This is a genomic window from Halanaerobium sp. MA284_MarDTE_T2 (assembly GCF_003337245.1).
In the GTDB taxonomy this organism is placed as follows: domain Bacteria; phylum Bacillota; class Halanaerobiia; order Halanaerobiales; family Halanaerobiaceae; genus QPJE01.
Genome location: NZ_QPJE01000010.1, coordinates 54,986 through 73,243, shown reverse-complemented (window position 1 = coordinate 73,243; position 18,258 = coordinate 54,986). Strand labels below are relative to the sequence as shown.

At 36.6% G+C, this 18,258-nt stretch carries 14 protein-coding genes; 12 read left to right on the top strand and 2 right to left on the bottom strand.

The window, feature by feature from the left end:
• The first annotated feature begins 476 nt into the window (after positions 1-476).
• From uvrB to uvrC, 3 genes are all read left to right on the top strand, one after another.
• Positions 477-2,492, top strand: coding sequence for an excinuclease ABC subunit UvrB (uvrB, locus tag DFR78_RS06480; RefSeq protein WP_114458025.1), 2,016 nt, complete (start codon positions 477-479; stop codon positions 2,490-2,492).
• Between the two features lie 110 nt (positions 2,493-2,602).
• On the top strand, positions 2,603-5,413 hold the full coding sequence (uvrA, locus tag DFR78_RS06475; protein ID WP_114458028.1) for an excinuclease ABC subunit UvrA: 2,811 nt from the start codon (positions 2,603-2,605) through the stop codon (positions 5,411-5,413).
• 142 nt (positions 5,414-5,555) lie between these two features.
• A complete protein-coding gene (gene uvrC / locus DFR78_RS06470) occupies positions 5,556-7,397 on the top strand; it encodes an excinuclease ABC subunit UvrC (RefSeq protein ID WP_114458024.1) in 1,842 nt (613 codons plus the stop codon).
• 11 nt (positions 7,398-7,408) lie between these two features.
• On the opposite strand, the gene DFR78_RS06465 is transcribed toward uvrC, so the two are convergent.
• On the bottom strand, positions 7,409-8,197 hold the full coding sequence (locus tag DFR78_RS06465) for a protein-glutamate O-methyltransferase CheR (RefSeq protein WP_114458023.1): 789 nt from the start codon (positions 8,195-8,197) through the stop codon (positions 7,409-7,411).
• 3 nt (positions 8,198-8,200) lie between these two features.
• A complete protein-coding gene (locus DFR78_RS06460) occupies positions 8,201-9,214 on the bottom strand; it encodes a chemotaxis response regulator protein-glutamate methylesterase (protein ID WP_114458022.1) in 1,014 nt (337 codons plus the stop codon).
• A 146-nt stretch (positions 9,215-9,360) separates the two neighbouring features.
• On the opposite strand from DFR78_RS06460, the gene DFR78_RS06455 reads away from it, so the two are divergent.
• From DFR78_RS06455 to fliD, 9 genes are all read left to right on the top strand, one after another.
• Positions 9,361-9,771 carry a flagellar protein gene (locus tag DFR78_RS06455; RefSeq protein ID WP_114458021.1) on the top strand — a complete coding sequence of 137 codons (411 nt, stop codon included), beginning with the start codon at positions 9,361-9,363 and terminating at the stop codon, positions 9,769-9,771.
• A 194-nt stretch (positions 9,772-9,965) separates the two neighbouring features.
• Complete coding sequence (locus DFR78_RS06450) at positions 9,966-11,108, top strand: iron-containing alcohol dehydrogenase (RefSeq protein WP_114458020.1); 1,143 nt, start codon at positions 9,966-9,968, stop codon at positions 11,106-11,108.
• A 283-nt stretch (positions 11,109-11,391) separates the two neighbouring features.
• Positions 11,392-11,691: a flagellar biosynthesis anti-sigma factor FlgM gene (gene flgM / locus DFR78_RS06445; protein WP_114458019.1), complete on the top strand. Its 300-nt coding sequence runs from the start codon at positions 11,392-11,394 to the stop codon at positions 11,689-11,691.
• Positions 11,669-12,160, top strand: coding sequence for a flagellar protein FlgN (locus DFR78_RS06440; RefSeq protein WP_114458018.1), 492 nt, complete (start codon positions 11,669-11,671; stop codon positions 12,158-12,160). Before flgM ends, DFR78_RS06440 begins: the two co-directional genes overlap by 23 nt.
• Before the next feature lie 14 nt (positions 12,161-12,174).
• Positions 12,175-13,878: a flagellar hook-associated protein FlgK gene (gene flgK / locus DFR78_RS06435; RefSeq protein ID WP_114458017.1), complete on the top strand. Its 1,704-nt coding sequence runs from the start codon at positions 12,175-12,177 to the stop codon at positions 13,876-13,878.
• An 11-nt stretch (positions 13,879-13,889) separates the two neighbouring features.
• Positions 13,890-15,128 carry a flagellar hook-associated protein FlgL gene (flgL, locus tag DFR78_RS06430; RefSeq protein WP_114458016.1) on the top strand — a complete coding sequence of 413 codons (1,239 nt, stop codon included), beginning with the start codon at positions 13,890-13,892 and terminating at the stop codon, positions 15,126-15,128.
• Positions 15,129-15,311: 183 nt separating this feature from the next.
• Entirely contained in the window at positions 15,312-16,358 is a 1,047-nt protein-coding gene (locus tag DFR78_RS06425) for a flagellin (protein WP_114458015.1), read from the top strand.
• An 86-nt stretch (positions 16,359-16,444) separates the two neighbouring features.
• Positions 16,445-16,810 carry a flagellar protein FlaG gene (locus DFR78_RS06420; RefSeq protein ID WP_114458014.1) on the top strand — a complete coding sequence of 122 codons (366 nt, stop codon included), beginning with the start codon at positions 16,445-16,447 and terminating at the stop codon, positions 16,808-16,810.
• A 15-nt stretch (positions 16,811-16,825) separates the two neighbouring features.
• Positions 16,826-18,250, top strand: a complete 1,425-nt coding sequence (gene fliD / locus DFR78_RS06415) for a flagellar filament capping protein FliD (RefSeq protein ID WP_114458013.1) — start codon at positions 16,826-16,828, stop codon at positions 18,248-18,250.
• Positions 18,251-18,258: the final 8 nt, after the last annotated feature.

Below are 18,258 nucleotides of genomic sequence, written 5' to 3'. Positions count from 1 at the left end.
CCTTCATTTCGTTAAGATTCATTGACTAAAAATTTCAATATTCCTGCATCTCCCCTTTTTGCAGCAGTATATAAAAAATGGGGAAAGTCCAGATAATTTAGGTGTTCACCTTTGCTTCGTTCTGTGTTACAATTATCTTGACACATATTCTGTACCTCTTAATGTTTTTGTTATTATTAACATTATACAAAAGGTACAGGTATGTGTCTATTTTTTTAATTCAAATCGTGCATTTAATTATACAATTTATTTTTTATTAAATTGTATTGTTTTAACTTTAAATTAGTAATCATTATTGTTATAATAGATTAGACATTAGAGGTAAACATACATTCACTTTTAAATTGCGGCTCAATTTTTCAAAACAGTTAGTTTTTTGAACCTTTGAGCTGTAAATTGGTAAATTGGATTTGACAACTATGTGTTTATTATTCAATAAAACTATGTAAACTATATTATTCAGAGGGGGAGATAATTTGAAAGAAGGAAAATTTATACTTGAAGCCCCTTTTAAGCCAGAAGGAGATCAGCCTGAAGCAATTAAAAAATTAGTTCAGGGTATTAATAAAGGATATCGCCATCAGACACTGCTTGGTGCAACCGGTACTGGAAAAACATATACAATGGCGGCACTGGTGGAAAAGGTCAATAAGCCAACACTGGTTATCGCCCACAATAAAACACTGGCTGCACAGCTTACAAGTGAGTTTAAAGAATTTTTTCCGCAAAATGCAGTTGAATATTTTGTAAGTTATTATGATTATTATCAGCCGGAAGCATATGTTCCGCAAACAGATACCTATATTGAAAAAGATGCATCTATAAATGAAGAGGTAGAAAAATTAAGACTTTCAGCTACTACTTCTCTTTTTGAAAGAAGAGATGTTTTGATTGTAGCAAGTGTTTCCTGTATTTATGGTCTTGGTTCACCAGAGGACTACCTGGATCTTTCCTGCAATTTAGAAGTGGGAAAGATAATGGACAGAAAAGAGATAACGAGGAGTTTAACTTTTATGCAGTACAGCCGCAATGATATGGATACATCGCGTGGGCATTTTCGTGTTAAGGGAGATGTAATCGATATTTTTCCCGCTTACAGAGATATTGCTGTTAGAGTTGAGCTTTTTGGAGATGAGATAGACAGACTGGTTAGAATTAATACGGTGACAGGTGAAGTTGAGGCCGAGCTGGATGAAATAACAATATTCCCGGCCAGCCACTTTGTTACACCTGAAGATAAAGTACAGCGTGCTGTGCAGAAAATTCGAGATGAGCTGGAAGAAAGGGTGGAAGAGCTGAGAAGTGAAAACCGCCTTGTAGAGGCACAGCGGCTTGAACAGAGGACAAGATATGACCTGGAAATGTTAGAACAGATGGGTTTTTGTTCCGGGATAGAAAATTATGCCCGTCATCTGGCCGGCAGAGAAAAAGGTTCAAGGCCAAATACTCTGATCGATTATTTTCCTGATGATTTTATGGTGATTATTGATGAATCTCATATGACAATTCCACAGATAGGTGGTATGTTTGCAGGAGATAGATCCAGAAAGGAAAAACTGGTTGAATATGGGTTTCGCCTTCCTTCTGCACTTGACAATAGGCCGCTTAATTTTAAAGAATTTGAAAAGATTGTTCCGCAGGCAGTTTATGTTTCTGCTACTCCTGGGCCATATGAAGAAAAACACAGCCAGCAGGTGGTGGAACAGATAATTCGTCCGACCGGACTTGTTGATCCGGAAATAGATGTAAGGCCGACTAAAGGACAGATTGATGATCTGCTGGGAGAAATTCAGGGGGTAGTAAAAAATAATGAGAGGGTGCTTGTAACCACTCTTACCAAAAGAATGGCAGAGGATTTGACCGAATATATGGCGGAAGCTGGTATTAAGGTTAGATACCTGCATTCTGATATTGATACAATAGAAAGATCTGAAATTATTCGCGATCTCAGACTGGGAGAATTTGATGTGCTGGTGGGAATTAACCTTCTGCGTGAGGGACTTGATTTACCAGAAGTTTCCCGAGTGGCGATACTTGATGCAGATAAGGAAGGATTTTTGCGTTCTGAGCGTGCACTGATACAGACAATAGGACGTGCCGCCAGGAATGTTGATGGTAAGGTTATCATGTATGCAGATAAAATGACCGATTCTATGAAAAATGCTATTGATGAAACAAATAGAAGAAGAAAAATTCAGATAAAATATAATAAAGAAAATAATATCACTCCTAAAACAATTATTAAACCGGTAAGAGATGTTTTGAGGCCGGTAGAAATGGTTGTTTCTGAGGATAAGGCAAAATATTATGATAAGACCAATGATAATAATGAAGAAGAAAATAAGCTAGATTTTGACAATATGAGCCGAAAAGAGCTGATGCAGCTTATCTTTGATCTGGAAATGGAGATGGAAGAAGCTGCAGACAATCTGGAATTCGAAATAGCTGCTCAGATACGAGATGAAATAGAAGAAATTGAAACAAAACTATAATGGTACCGGGTACAAAAATCGCAAATAGTACCAGGTACAAGTTCAAAATTTCACTTGTGCCTGGTACATATAATGGTACATATAAAATAAAAAGAGGTGTAAATTTTAAGATGGGATTAGATCGTTTAATTATAAAAGGTGCTGAAGAGCATAATCTTAAAAAAATAGATCTGAATATACCGCGTGATAAATTGATAGTTATAACAGGGCTGAGTGGTTCGGGAAAATCATCACTCGCTTTTGATACAATATATGCTGAAGGACAGAGACGATATGTCGAATCGCTTTCTGCCTATGCAAGACAGTTTTTAGGTCAGATGGAAAAACCGAAAGTGGAATATATTGAAGGACTTTCCCCTGCAATTTCTATTGATCAGAAGACAACCAGTAGAAATCCTCGCTCAACAGTGGGAACTGTAACTGAAATACATGATTATCTGCGATTGCTTTATGCAAGAGCTGGGACTCCTCATTGTCCGATCTGTGGTAGAGAGATAAAATCACAGACAGTTGATGAAATTGTTGATCAGGTGCTTGAACTTCCAGAAAGGACTAGAATTCAGGTGTTGTCCCCTATCGTTCGTGGGCGCAAAGGAGAACATGAGAGAACTTTTATGCAGGCACAGAGAGATGGTTTTGTTAGAGCAAGAGTTGATGGAGAAACAGTACTCCTGGAAGAAGCGGAAAAACTTGATAAAAATTTTAAACATGATATAGAAGTAATTGTAGATAGACTTGTTATTAAAGATGGGATTAGAGAAAGGCTGGCTGACTCTCTTGAAACAGCACTTAATTATGCAGATGGTCGGGTGATGATTGAGGTAATAGGTGGAGAAACTACAACTTACAGCGAAAAATTTGCCTGTCCTGAACACAATATTAGCTTAGAAGAAATGTCACCCCGCATGTTTTCTTTTAATTCCCCCTATGGTGCATGCGAAAATTGTGGTGGTCTTGGTATTAAAAAAGAATTTGATCCAGATCTCATTTTAGAATATGATAAGTCGATTGAGGAAGGAGGGATTATTCCCTGGAAAAGTTCTTCCAGCCGCTATTATCCTGCACTGCTTAAGGCAATGGCAGATGAATATAATTTCAGCTTAAAAACAAAAATTAAGAATCTGGATGAAGATATTCTGAAAAAACTTATTTATGGTGATGATAAAAAAATAACTTTTCCCTACACAAACCGCTATGGACGAACTAGAGACCATACAACACGTTTTAAGGGAATAACAGGATATTTAAAAGAGAGAATGGAAAAATCGGATAGTCCAGGAACTCACAAACGCATGGAAAGATATATGAATGAAATTCCATGTCATGTATGCCACGGACAGCGTTTAAAGCCTGAAGTGCTGGCAGTAACTGTTGGAGGTATTTCTATTGCAGATTTTAGTTCGTTTACAATAAAAGAAGCATATGATTTTCTACAGGAAATTGAGCTGGACGAACGCAGCAAAAAAATAGCGGGAGAAATTTTGAAAGAAATTAAACAGAGGTTACGTTTTCTGCTTGATGTTGGTCTCGAATATTTGAGTCTTGATCGTTCAGCGGGAACTCTATCTGGTGGAGAAGCACAGCGGATCAGGCTGGCCACACAGATTGGTTCTGGTTTAATGGGGGTATTATATATTCTGGATGAACCGAGTATAGGACTTCATCAGCGGGATAACAATCGTTTGATTAATACTCTTGAACATATTAGAGATCTGGGTAATACAGTAATTGTTGTAGAGCATGATGAGGAAACTATAAGAGCAGCCGATTATATTATAGATATGGGCCCTGGTGCAGGTAAACATGGGGGGGAAGTTGTAGCCGAAGGTTCGCTGGATGATATCCTGGCAGAAGAGCGCTCTCTAACAGGTCAGTATCTTTCCCGCAAAAAAGTTATACCTGTACCGGAGGAACGTTACAGTCCCAATGGTGAATGGCTGACAATAAAGGGAGCAAGGCAGCACAATCTAAAAAATATAGATGTGGATATTCCTCTGGGTACTTTTACATGTGTAACAGGAGTTTCAGGTTCTGGTAAAAGTACTTTAATAAACAATACTTTAAAAAGACAGATGATGAAAGAAATTTATGATTCGACTCTTCATCCTGGTAAACATGATTCTATCGAAGGTAAGGAAAAAATTGATAAGGTGATAGATATTGACCAGTCTCCTATTGGTAGAACACCTCGTTCTAACCCAGTGACTTATACAAAAGTGTTCAATTATATTCGTGATGTCTTTGCAAGCACACCTGAGGCAAAGCAGAGGGGCTACAAAATTGGTCGCTTCAGTTTCAATGTCAAAGGTGGACGATGTGAAGCCTGTAAAGGACAGGGTATAGAAGAGATAGAGATGCACTTTCTGCCTGATGTTTATGTCCCCTGTGAAGTATGTGGAGGGAAGCGATATAATCGTGAAACATTGGAAATAAAATATAAAGGTAAAACAATTGCTGATGTGCTTGATATGAATGTAGAAGAAGCACTGGAGTTTTTCGAAAATATTGAACCTATCAGACGACGACTGCAGACCCTTTATGATGTAGGGCTTGGATATATAAGATTGGGCCAGCCTGCCACAACATTATCAGGTGGCGAAGCTCAGCGGATAAAGATAGCTAAAGAGCTGGGAAAGATCAGCACAGGTGATACACTTTATCTTCTGGATGAACCAACAACAGGCCTTCACTTTGATGATATTAAAAAGCTGCTTAAAGTACTGCATCGACTGCGCGAAAATGGAAATACAGTTATTGTTATAGAACACAACCTGGATGTAATAAAATCAGCAGATTATTTAATAGACCTGGGACCTGAAGGTGGAGAAAAGGGTGGCCAAGTAGTTGCAGTAGGGACACCAGAAGAAGTAGCAAAAACTGCAGGCTCATATACAGGTAAATTCCTGCAGGAAGTACTTTGAGTACCTGATACCCAAAACCCTCATTTGTACCCGGTACATATGGAAATAGTTAAAATATTCACTTGTACCCGGTACGTATGACGTATGCTTGTACCCGGTACTAAAGACTCGGTACTAAAGACTAAAGAGGTGTTGATGATTCATGGTAGAGAAAAAAGGACATATTGAGGCACAGCTGAAGGAGCTTCCCCGCCAGCCCGGGGTTTATCTTATGAAAGATGAGACTGGGATGATTATTTATGTTGGAAAGGCTAAGTCTCTGCACAGCAGAGTCAGGTCATATTTTCGTAAAAATGATCAAACATATAAGACCAGGATGCTGGTTAAATATATAGATGATTTTGATTATATAATGACAGATACTGAAGTGGAAGCATATATTCTGGAAGCAAACCTTATAAAAAAATATCAGCCAAAATTTAATATCCGTCTCAAAGATGATAAAACTTATCCATATATAAAAGTTACTAAAAATGTTGATTTTCCCAGGGTATTTAAGACTAGAATTGTTAAAAATGATGGGGCAGAATATTTTGGTCCATTTGCCGATGTAGATGCTATTTACAAGACTCTTGATATTATAAAAGATATTTTTAAGCTGAGAAGCTGCAAAAAAGAGCTGAAGGCAGATGAACCAGAAGATAGGCCCTGTTTAAACTATCATATTGATAAGTGTCTGGGGCCGTGCATAGGTGCGGTCAGTAAAGAGGATTATCATGAGCTGATCGATCAGGTCTGCCTGTTTCTTTCCGGCCGTCAGGAAGAACTCCGCACTCAGGTTGAAAAGATGATGAAAAATGCTGCTGAGGAGAGGAATTACGAAAAAGCAGCCCACTTCCGTGATGCGCTTAAGGCTTTCAAAAAGCTGAGTGAAAGCCAGAAAGTTATGACTGATAAAAATATTGATCAGGATGTAGTAGCACTTGTCCAGGGGGAAAAGGATAATGCCTGTGCACAGCTTTTACTGGTGAGAAACGGCCGCCTTATCGGGCAGGAATATTTTATCCTTCAGGGTACAGATGATGAGGCAGAAGCAGAGATGATGGCGTCTTTTCTGCAGCAGTATTATGAACAGGCTGCAGGAATTCCAGATGAACTGCTTCTCAATACTAAAATAAATTATGAAAAGCTGCTGTCTGAAAGGCTGGCTGATATAAAAGGTAAAAAGGTTAGTATTCAGTATCCGCAGAAGGGTGATAAAAAGAAGATGCTGGATATGGCAGAGAGAAATGCATTTCAGAACTTAAAAAAAGAAGAGATCCGCAGTAAATATGAAAAAGAGAGAACTTCAGGTGCGGTGGAAAAGCTGGGAGAAATTTTAGAGATGGAAAAGCCACCTCTTTATATAGAAGGATTTGATATATCAAATATTCAGGGAACTGATTCTGTCGCTTCAATGGTTGTATTTAAAAATGGAAGGCCTTCAAAACAGGATTACAGGAGATTTAAGATAAAAACAGTTGAAGGCCCTGATGATTTTTCCAGTATGAAAGAGGTAGTAGAAAGACGATATGCCAGACTGCTGAGGGAAGATAGGGAGCTGCCAAATCTAATCCTTATTGATGGAGGAAAAGGTCAGCTCAAGGCAGCTTATGAAATTCTGCAGCTTCTGGGGATAGAAAATCTGCCAATAATTGGACTTGCTAAAAAAGAAGAAGAAATTTTTAAACCTGGAGAGAGTGAACCGATTATACTACCCCATCATACTCCAACACTGCAGCTTCTGCAGCGTGTGCGGGATGAGGCACACCGTTTTGCTGTCAGTTATCACCGCAAACTCCGCTCCCGCAGACTTACTCATTCTATGCTTGATGAAATACCGGGTGTGGGGCCGACCAGAAGAAATTCACTTCTGCAGCATTTTGGTTCGCTAGCAAAAATTAGAGAAGCTGAGATATGGCAGCTTAAAAAGGTGGATGGAATCAGTGGTAAAACAGCCCGCAAGATATATGATTTTTTAAGAGAAAATATGAGAGCATATTAATTTACTGCTGCTTAACCGTTAAATTTGTAAAAAGATTGAAAGATTTTTTCCAGACCATATTTATCAGGTGAAAAGATATATTCAGTATTTCCAAGAAATAAATAACCACCTGTATTTAACACATTTGTAAATTTGTTTATCAGATAATTCTTCATATCTTTGGTGAGATAGATAAAAAAGTTGCGGCATAATATTAAATCCCAGCTGCCACTGTAGGGGGCATTTATGAGATCTTTTTGTTCAAATTTGACCTGACTTTTTATATCTGTATTTAGTCGGTAAGCACTGTTTTCCCCATCAATTGCTGTAAAGTATTTTTTGAGATATCTGTCAGAAACATTTTTGAGAGAATTTTCTCTGTACTCTCCTTTTTTGGCCTTTTCTAGAATTGACCTGTCCAGGTCAGATGCCAGAATTTCATAGCGGGATGGATCAATATTTAGCTCATTTAAAATTATGGCCAGTGTATATGGTTCTGACCCATTAGAACAGGGAGCACTCCATATCTTAATCTTTCTTTTTTCGGCAAACATTTCTGGAAATATATTATTTTTTAAAAAATCAAAGTTTTCGGGATTGCGGAAAAATTCCGAGGTATTGATAGTAAAATGGTTTAAATATGCATCTTTAAATTCAGTATCATGTTTGAGCAGATTGAGACATTCATCAAAATCTTTTACATTGTGCCTGCGCATCAGGCTTTTTGTCCGCCTTTCCACTCTGTCCAGCTTATAGCCGTCTAAATCTATATCTAAAATTTTTTTTGCCTGGTTTTTAAATTCTTCAAAACTTACTGCCATTTATTACTTCCCCTCCACAATATTTATTATTCTCGGTCCTATTTCATATAAAGGTTTTATTTCATGATAGCCGCCAATTTTTGCAGCTGCTCCCGGCATACCATAAACTAGAGCAGTTTCTTTTGATTCTATAATACCATAACCGCCATTATCAACTATTTTCTTCATACCGCGAGCACCATCTCTACCCATACCGGTCAGAACAACACCTATCAAGCGTTCACCATATATTTTGGCAGTACTTTCCATCATATAATCAACACAGGGTCTTACTCCCATATATCTTTCTTCCTGACTTAAGACTACCCTACCTTTATTATCAATTCTCAGATGAAAATCTCCTGGTGCTAAAAGAGCTCTTCCCGGCTGCAGTTTATCTCCTTGTTTTGCTTCACTTATTTTGAGGCCGGAAATACTGTCAAGTCTTGCTGCCAAAGTTTCTGTAAAACCGGCAGGCATGTGCTGTACAATAACAAAGGCAGCCGGAAAATTTTCTGGAAAGGCAGAAAAAAGCTTATTCAGGGCTTTGGGACCACCGGAAGATGCACCAACAGCAATGACCGGAAAATTACCGCCATCTTTAAACTTTTTATTTTTTTCTTTTTTTATCTTTGGGGTAGGGCTCTGGCCTTTTGCAGCAGCTTTGATCTTCAAAACAAGTTCTTCTTTAATAGAATCAATATTGAGCGATATTGATCCAGAGGGTTTGGGAATAAAGTCGAAAGCTCCCATTTCCAGGGCTCTAAAAACTGTTTCTCTATTATCAAGTGCACTTACCATAATTACCGGTAAATCTGGATATCTTTCTGCAACTATTTCCAGAGTTTCAAGACCGTTGAGTTCGGGCATTTCAATATCTAACATAAGAACATCCACATCATAGCGGGCCAGCTTACGCAGTGCATCACTTCCATTGTAGGCTGTGTCAATAACTGTCAGTTTAGGATCAGCTTCTATTGTATCGGAAAAAATTTTCCGCATAAAGGCAGAATCATCACAAATTAGTATTTTAATCATAATCATTACCTCCAATCTCTCTTTCTTGTACAATATTCAATATTCGCTGATAGAGGATGAAATCCTTTTAAAACAATTCATTATTTTGAAAAAAAGTTTTAACATGATATAATTGATTCAAATAATCTACTGCTGAGGTGATAATGATGAATTTGATAAACTGTAAAAAATGCGGAAAAGTTTTTGCTTCCTCCGGCTCAAAAGTTTGTCCAGCCTGTAGTGAAGAAGAGGAAAAGAAATTTCAACTTGTAAAACAATTTCTCTGGGATAATCCCAATTCAACAATTGATGAAGTAGTAGAGGGCACTGCTGTGGACCGGGAAACCATCATCAAATTCATGAAAGAAGACAGGCTTGCTTCTCATGGGCTTACAATTGATTTTAAATTACACTGCCGCCGCTGTGGTAAGGAGATTGATTCTGGTGAATACTGTGCAAGCTGCAGAAATAAAGTTATCAGTGATCTAAATGCTGAAGAAGAGGAAGAAGATGTAGAAAAGGATTATGAATCTGGAAAGATGTTTTTAAAAGATAGGATTGAAAGAAGAAAGAAATAACGATCACTGTTTAGTACAGCTGGGAATGTTAATTTATCTAAATATTTCAGAATATTATTAAAAACAAGTTATTGCACAAAATTTGAACTTATTTTCTGGGGGTTGTCAAAACAATAATTGCATGTTATAATGGTTGTGAAATAATTAACAAAGTCTCAATAAGTTAAGATAAAATTAAAAAGGAGATGGAAGTTATGAATGCATTTTTAGTACCTCCAGAAATTCAGTTTGGGGAAAATTCATTGGAATATTTATCTGCACTTGAAGGTGAAAAAGCTGTTCTTGTAACCGGCGGCAGCTCTATGAAAAAGTTTGGTTTCCTTGATAGGGCAGAAGAACTTCTGCAGGGTGCTGGTATGGAGACTATGATCATCGATGGGGTAGAGCCTAACCCATCTGTTAAAACAGTTTATGCAGGTAGAGATGATATGCTTGATTTTAAGCCTGACTGGGTAATTGCTATTGGTGGTGGTTCTGCATTAGATGCAGCCAAGATTATGTGGGTTTTTTATGAGCATCCAGAATTAAAATTTGAGGATATTATAGAGGTTGCTTCTATTCCTGAATTGAGAAATAAAGCTAAGTTTATTGCTGTACCTTCAACAAGTGGAACTGCTTCTGAAATTACAGCTTTTTCTGTAATTACTGATACTGAAAGAAAGATAAAATATCCAATTGTTTCTCCTGAAATTATTCCGGATGCTGCAGTTGTTGATCCGGAGATTCCGGCAACTATGCCTCCACATATCACTGCCAATACCGGTATGGATGTTATGGCACATGCTGTAGAATCAATTACATCTACCAATTCCAGTGATTATTCTGCACCACTAGCCCTTAAAGCAATAGAACTGGTATTTAACTATCTCCCCAGAGCGTTTGCTGATGGTGATGATATGGAAGCAAGAGAAAAGATGCACAATGCTTCTACTTTAGCCGGGATGGCGTTTTCTAATTCTTCTTTAGGTATTGTCCACAGTCTGGCTCATAAGATTGGGGGAGAGTTCCATGTAACTCATGGACTTGCAAATGCTATTTTGCTTCCTCATGTTATTGAATACAATTATGAAGCTGCTGAAGAACAGTTTAAAACTGTAGAAGAATATATGGGAATTGACAGTCTGGCTGATGAAGTAAGAAAGCTCAGTAATGAACTTGATATTAAGCCTAAGTTTCAGGATATTGACTGGCTTGATTACAGTGATGAAGATTTTGAAGAAGCACTTGCAAGAATGTCTCAAAATGCGCTTGAAGATCCATGTACTCTTACCAATCCAAAAAAACCTGATGTTGAAGATATGAAAGAAATTTACAAAAAAGCTTATTATGGTGTATAAATAACAATAACACCTCCTAATTAAGTATTTTTATAAGGCCGCTTAAAAGCAGTAATGGTTTTTGAGCGGCTTATTTATATTTAAAATTCTTGAGATTTGCATAAAAAAATAAATTTTAAAAAATGATAAATTAAGTTAAAAAAGCTTGATTAAGCAAGATAAATGGATTTAATAAACTATAGCTGCCTAAAATGAGCTTTTTTGTGGTTTAATATTTATATAATAATAGACGATATTAAAAGCAGAAGGTCAAAGTGATATAATAATGCAGGAGGTATAGGCTATGAAGATTAATGACCTTAAAGCTGGGAGAATCAATCAATATTACAAAATTGTTCAACAGCAGGCAGAAAATAAAGATAAAGCTGATAATGATAAAATGCAGATTTCTGATAGAGCAAAGGAAATTGCCAGTGCCAAAAAGGCTCTAAAAAAATCGCCTGCAATTAGAGAAGAAAAAGTTGCAGAGATAAAGGCAAAAATAAATGCCGGCAGCTATGAAGTGGACAGCAAAAAATTGGCTCAAAAGATGCTGAATCAGATTAAGCAGGTGCAGAGTAATGAATCAAAAACTGAAAGATAGTTTATTAAATATATTAAATGAAGAAAAAGAACTTTATCTTAAGCTGCTGAAGATAGCTGAAGAAAAGAATGAAACTTTAGTTGAAAATAATACAGAAAAGCTGATGCAGACAGTGGAAAAGGATAAAGATATAATCAATAAAATTGAAACAGCAGAAGAAAAAAGAAATGAAATAGTATCAGAAATAATTGAACAGTTCAATATCGATAATGAAAATAAATCCTATTCAGAACTAATAAAAAATCTTCCTGAAGATTGGGGAAAAGATCTTGATCCATTAAGAGATGAATTAATTGAAATAACAGATGAATTTCAGAAAATAAACTTAGAAAATCATTCTCTTTTAAAACAGGCTTTAGAATTTAATCAGCTTTCAATAGATACTATTCTTAACAGCATTCAGGATGAAGATATAACATATTCTAAAGATAAAATAAAACAGCCTAAATTGTTAGATAAACAGGGGTAAAGGTGGTAAACCTAATGAATAATATTTTTAGCGGCCTTTATGTGGGTTTAAAATCCCTCGAAACTCAGAGAAAATCTCTTGATGTTACAGGCCATAATATAGCAAATGCAAATAATGAAGATTATTCCCGCCAGCGGGCAGTACATAAAGCTTCTTACCCATATACTCCTCCAGGACTATCAAATCATGGTGGGGCAGGGCAGTTTGGTACAGGGGTAGAGTTAGAAACTGTAGAAAGAATGAAAGATCAGTTTATAGCCGGTCAGATTTTTAAAGAAAATCAGACATCAGCTTTATGGGAAGAGGTAAGCCGGGGATTAGAAAAGATCGAATATATTTTTAATGAACCATCTGAATCAAGTCTTGCCACAGCTTTTAATGATTTCTGGAACTCTCTTCAGGATCTAAGCAACAATCCCAATGATACAGCGGCAAGAAATATGGTTAGAGAAAGAGCCTATACAATGATGGATGCATTTAAAAGCATAGACAGCCAGCTGGTTGATTATAAGGCATCATTAAATGAAAATATTTCAACAAATGTTGATAGAATTAATCTTTTGTCAGATAAAATAGCGAATTTAAATAAGCAGATTGTGTCTGTTAAAGGAAGTGGGCAGAATCCCAATGATCTGCTGGACCAGCGCGATTCACTGTTTAAAGAATTAAATCAATTTATCAATGTACAGAGCAGAGAAGACGAACAGGGTAATCTTATAGTATCTACAGGTGGAATGCAGCTTGTCAATGGCTCTGACAGTTATCATTTAGAAACCCGTGAGAGCGAAAAAGAAAGTGAAAGATATAAGGATAAAATATTTTACAGCAGGACTGATACAGAAATTGAGCCTACAAATGGTAAGCTCGCAGGGACAATCGCTGTTAGAGATGACAAAATCGATTTTTATAGAGGAAAATTAGATACACTGGCAGCTACATTTGTAAATGAATTCAATACACGCCACAAAGAAGGATATGACAAAAATGGAGAGCCAGGTCAGAACTTTTTTGAACCAATTGAACCTGATCCAGAAGATCGAAAACAGAGTGCAGCAGCACTGATGAAGCTTGCACCAGAAATTGAAGCTGAAGATGGACTGGAGAAAATAGCAGCAGGAAGTTACAGTGAAGAACCTGCAGTGCTTAAAGTAAACAAAGTTAATGCTGATGCTGTCGGAGATTTTCAGATAGAAATTAGTGAAAATGGCAGTGACTATCAAATAAAAATATTTAATAAAGGTGAAACAGAAGCAATTACAAGTACTACTGTAGGAGAAGATACAGAGATTGGTTTTGATATAGAAACTGGAAGCTTTATTACAGATCTTACAGATACAGATATAGACTTTACTTTAACAGCACAGGATACAGGTAATGTTAACATCGGTATGGAAAATAATGCCGGCAGTGGAGATAATGCAAACTATCTGTCAGATATTTTTGATAAAAGTGATGTTGTTGAAGGTACCTCTGTAGATGGTTATTACAGAACTATTATAACTTCAATCGGAGCTGAAGCCCAGAGAGCAAGCGAGATGCGGGGTAATGAAGAGGTCCTTTTAAAACAGCTCAATAATTTAGAGCGCAGTGTTTCCGGTGTTTCTCTTGATGAAGAAATGACCAATCTTATTAAATACCAGCAGGCATATAATGCTTCTGCAAAATATATTACAAAAGTTGAAGAAATAATAGACAGCTTGATGAGTATTGTTAGATAGGAGTGGAGCAAATGAGAGTTACCAACTCGATGATGGTTAAAAATATGTTGGACAATTTAAAAACAAATTTTAGTGATTTAAATACATTAAATGGACAGCTCAGTTCTGGCAAATTGTTTCAGATGCCTTCAGATGCTCCAATAAGAGTTTCTGACAGTATGAACTTCAACTCTATTTTGAATAGAAATGAACAATTTAAGAGAAATGTAGGTCAGGCAGAAAACTGGCTTAATACAACTGAGAGTGCTCTCAAAAGTGGAACTGAAGTTATACAGAGAGCAAGAGAACTTACCATTTATGCATCAAGTGATTCAATGACCGCAGATGACCGAAAAAAGATAGCCAGTGAGGTTAAGGAATTGAGAGATGAACTGATAGATATTTCTAAATCTAAACTTGGTGACAGCTATATTTTCTCAGGCCAGAAAACAGATAAAGAACCATTTACTGTTGAAAAGAATGGTATTGGAGATTATGTAAAATATAATGGTGATAATAAAGATATTAACAGAAGAATGAATGATAATGTTAAGTTTGGAATTAATTTAAGTGGAGAAAAAGTATTTAAAGATGAGATTGAAGCTTTAAATAAAATATATAATGATCTCTCTGCAGCAAGGGCAGAACTGCAGAGCACTAAAAGTTATCCCACTGTCAATGATTTAAATACAGAGCTTGGAGATACAACAGCTACAAACAAAACATTTTCCATAAAAGTTGATGGTGGAACCGAAGAAGTTGTTACCTTTGATGGAAATTATACAGGTGCAGATGCATTTGAAAGCTTTGAAGATTTCAAGAGTTTTATAGAAGGTGAAGTAGATGGAGTTACAGTAGAATTCAACGAAAATAATAATATTGTTTTAAAAAGCAATAAAGCTGGAGCTTCTTCCAGCATAGAAATAACTAATGATCCTGATGGGATTTTAGGTATAGAAGATTTAGTTTACGGAAGTGATGACGGCTACAGTGGTGAAACAATTGGTAAAAACCTGTCTGATATGGATAAAGCTATCAATAAATTTACTGAATTAAGAGCAGAGATTGGAGCCAAACTAAACAGGACTGCAAATATAGAAAGCCGACTGGAAGCAAATGAAGTTCATGTAAAGAAATTGAAGTCCAATAATGAAGATGTTGACATAGCAGAAGTTATAACAAATTTAAAGATGGAAGAAACAGTTTACAGAGCTTCTTTAGCCTCTGGATCAAGAATTATGCAGCAGTCTTTAATAGATTTTATTAAATAAGTTTTTAGTGGCTTTTATAACTATGGTTTAAAAATCCCATAGTTGTAATGGTTACTAAAACACCGCTGCTGGCAGCACTATCGGCCGAAGTGCTGCTGTGGAGGGTGCTAATATAACCAAAATGAATTAAAATAACTGGCAAGGATGCCAGGAAAAACACAAAATTTCAAGGAGGAATAAATAATGAGAATTAATACGAATGTTGCTGCGTTGAATTCATACAACCAGCTAAACAACACCCAGAATAATTTACAGAAGTCTTTACAGAGGTTGTCTTCAGGTAAAAGAATTAATGGTGCTGCTGATGATGCTGCCGGTCTTGCAATCAGTGAAAAGATGAATTCTCAGACTAAAGGTCTGGCTATGGCTCAGAGAAATGCCCAGGACGGTATTTCAATGATTCAAACAGCTGAAGGTGCTTTAAAAGAAACTCACTCAATCCTGCAGAGAATGAGAGAATTAGCTGTTCAGTCAGCTAATGATACTAATACAGATGCTGATAGAGCAGAAATTCAAAAAGAGGTTGATCAGTTAGCGACAGAAATCAACAGAATTGGTGAGACGACTGAATTTAATACTCAAAAGTTATTGGATGGAAGTTTAACGGATATTAAATTCCAAATTGGAGCTAATAAAGATCAAAATATGGAAGTCTCTATTAATAATATGCAATCTAAAGCTCTAGGAGTTGATTTAGGTGATATTAATACATCAGGTACAGCAACAATTGATGGAGTATCTGGAACAACAGTTGCAACTGACTCTAATTTAGATAACATTGCTGTTCAAGTTGGCGGTAGCTGGTATTCAGTAGGAGATGTTGAGGCTGATAGTGGCGGAACTGCTTTAGTTGCTAAAGCGGATGCTACTGCTTTGACTACTATTCTCGATAGTAGTGGAACAGTTATTGGTTTTGAAGAAAAAGCTGGTATAAATGTATCTAGCCAAGGAGCTGCTAATAATGCAATATCTGCTCTTGATGATGCTATTGCTAGTGTATCTGCTGAACGTTCGAAACTAGGAGCAGTTCAAAACCGTTTAGATCACACAATCAATAACTTGAACACAGCTGAAGAAAATCTAACAGCTGCTGAATCCAGAATCTCTGATGTAGATATGGCTAAGGAAATGATGAGCTTTACCAAGAATCAGATCTTAAGTCAGGCTGGTACAGCAATGTTAGCTCAGGCTAACCAGCTGCCACAGGGCGTACTGCAGTTACTCGGTTAATTTCTTGAAGAGATAAATATACAATAACAATTAAGCCGGCCGGTTTTCCGGCTGGCTTAATTATTAAGAAAGGGTGAAAAGCTATTATGAAAGTAGATAAGATAGATTCTCTACCCAGTAAACAAGTAAACAGCATGCAGAAAGATCAAACAAATAAAAGTAGTAATAATAGCAGTAATAATAAACCCGACTCTCTTCAGGAAAAAAGAAAATATAATCAAAAGGAACTTGAAGAAGATGTCAAGGAATCAGTAAGTGATATCAATGAGATAGTAAAAAAAGTAAAAGAGGATTTAGCATTTAAAATACATGATGAAACTGATAAACTTATGGTGCAGATAGTTGATTTAAAAACTAAAGAAGTTATCAAAGAAATGCCGCCCGAAGAAATGCTTGATTTACAGGCAAGAATTCATAGGATGGTAGGACTTTTAATTGATGAGAAAGTTTAGAAAGAAGGTGTTAAAATGGCTGATCTTAGTTTAAGCGGTTTGGCCACCGGTATGGACACGCAGGGTATAATTGATCAATTAGTTGCCATAGAGCAGCGTCCAATATTAAATTATCAGCAGGAAATATCAGAGCTTGAACAGACTAAAGGTGCCTGGAGAGATGTAAACAGCAGACTTGATAAGTTAGAGAATAAGATTACAGATTTAAAACTTTCTGCCACCTATAATTCTAGAACCGCTAATAGCAGCAATGAAGATGTAGTTACAGCAGCTGCAAGTAATAGTGCTGATGAAGCTACTTATTCTGTTACAGTTAAAAGTACAGCTAAAGCTCAGCGGCTTGCTGGAATAAGATTTGATGATGCTAGTGCTCCAATTGCTGGAATTACAGCAGAAAGTACAATCACCATTAATAATACAGATATAACAATTAGTGATACAGATAGCTTAAGAGATATTAGTAATAAAATTAATGATGCTGATGCAGGGGTAAATGCTTCTATAGTAGATAATCATCTTGTTTTAGAAACAAATGAAACAGGAGTAGAAAATGCTTTAGATACAACTAAAGCAGGAAGTTTTGTTGATTCCAATGACGTACTTAAGACTCTTGGTCTGTTAGACAGCACTAGTGGAGAAATAACAGATGCTATTGAGGTGCAGTCCGCTTCTGATGCAGAAATAGATATTAATGGTATTACAGGTATAACAAGTTCAACCAATACATTTTCTGAAGCTGTAGAAGGTGTCACATTCAATATTAATCCAGATGCTGTTGCTAATGATGGAACAGATACTGCTTTTTCCAGTGTATCTGTGAGTAAAGATACTGGTAAAGCTGCTAAAGCAGTTCAGGCTTTTGTAGATCAGTATAATAGTGCAATGAGCTTTTTGGATGGTAAAACAGATTATGATGCAGAAACAGAAAAAAGTGCTGTTTTACAGGGTGATAGTACTGCTATGCGCTTACAGATGCGTTTAAGAGAACTTGTAACTTCTAAAGTAAAAGATAGTGGAGATTATAAAACTTTAACCTCGGTTGGGATAGAAATCGACAGGGATGGAGTAATGAGTTTTGATAGTTCTAAGTTTACTGAAGCTCTGGAAAATTCTTCAGAAGAAGTTGCCAATCTTTTTAAAGCTGAAAGTGAATCCGAAGGATATGATGGTATGGCAGTTCGTATGGACAGTTACCTTGATCAATTGATGCAGTCCAATACCGGTTTAATTCCCAGAAGACTTGACTTCTATGATAATCGAATAGATAGTTTAAATGATGATATTGAAGATGTACAGAGAAGAGTAGAAATGACTCGTCAGCGCTATGTTGAGCAGTTTGCTGCTATGGAAGAAGCTATCTCAGAAATGCAGAGTCAGCAGAACTGGATGATGAGTCAGCTTCAGAATATGGGAGGATCTAATGTAAACAGTATGGTGTAAAATATTAT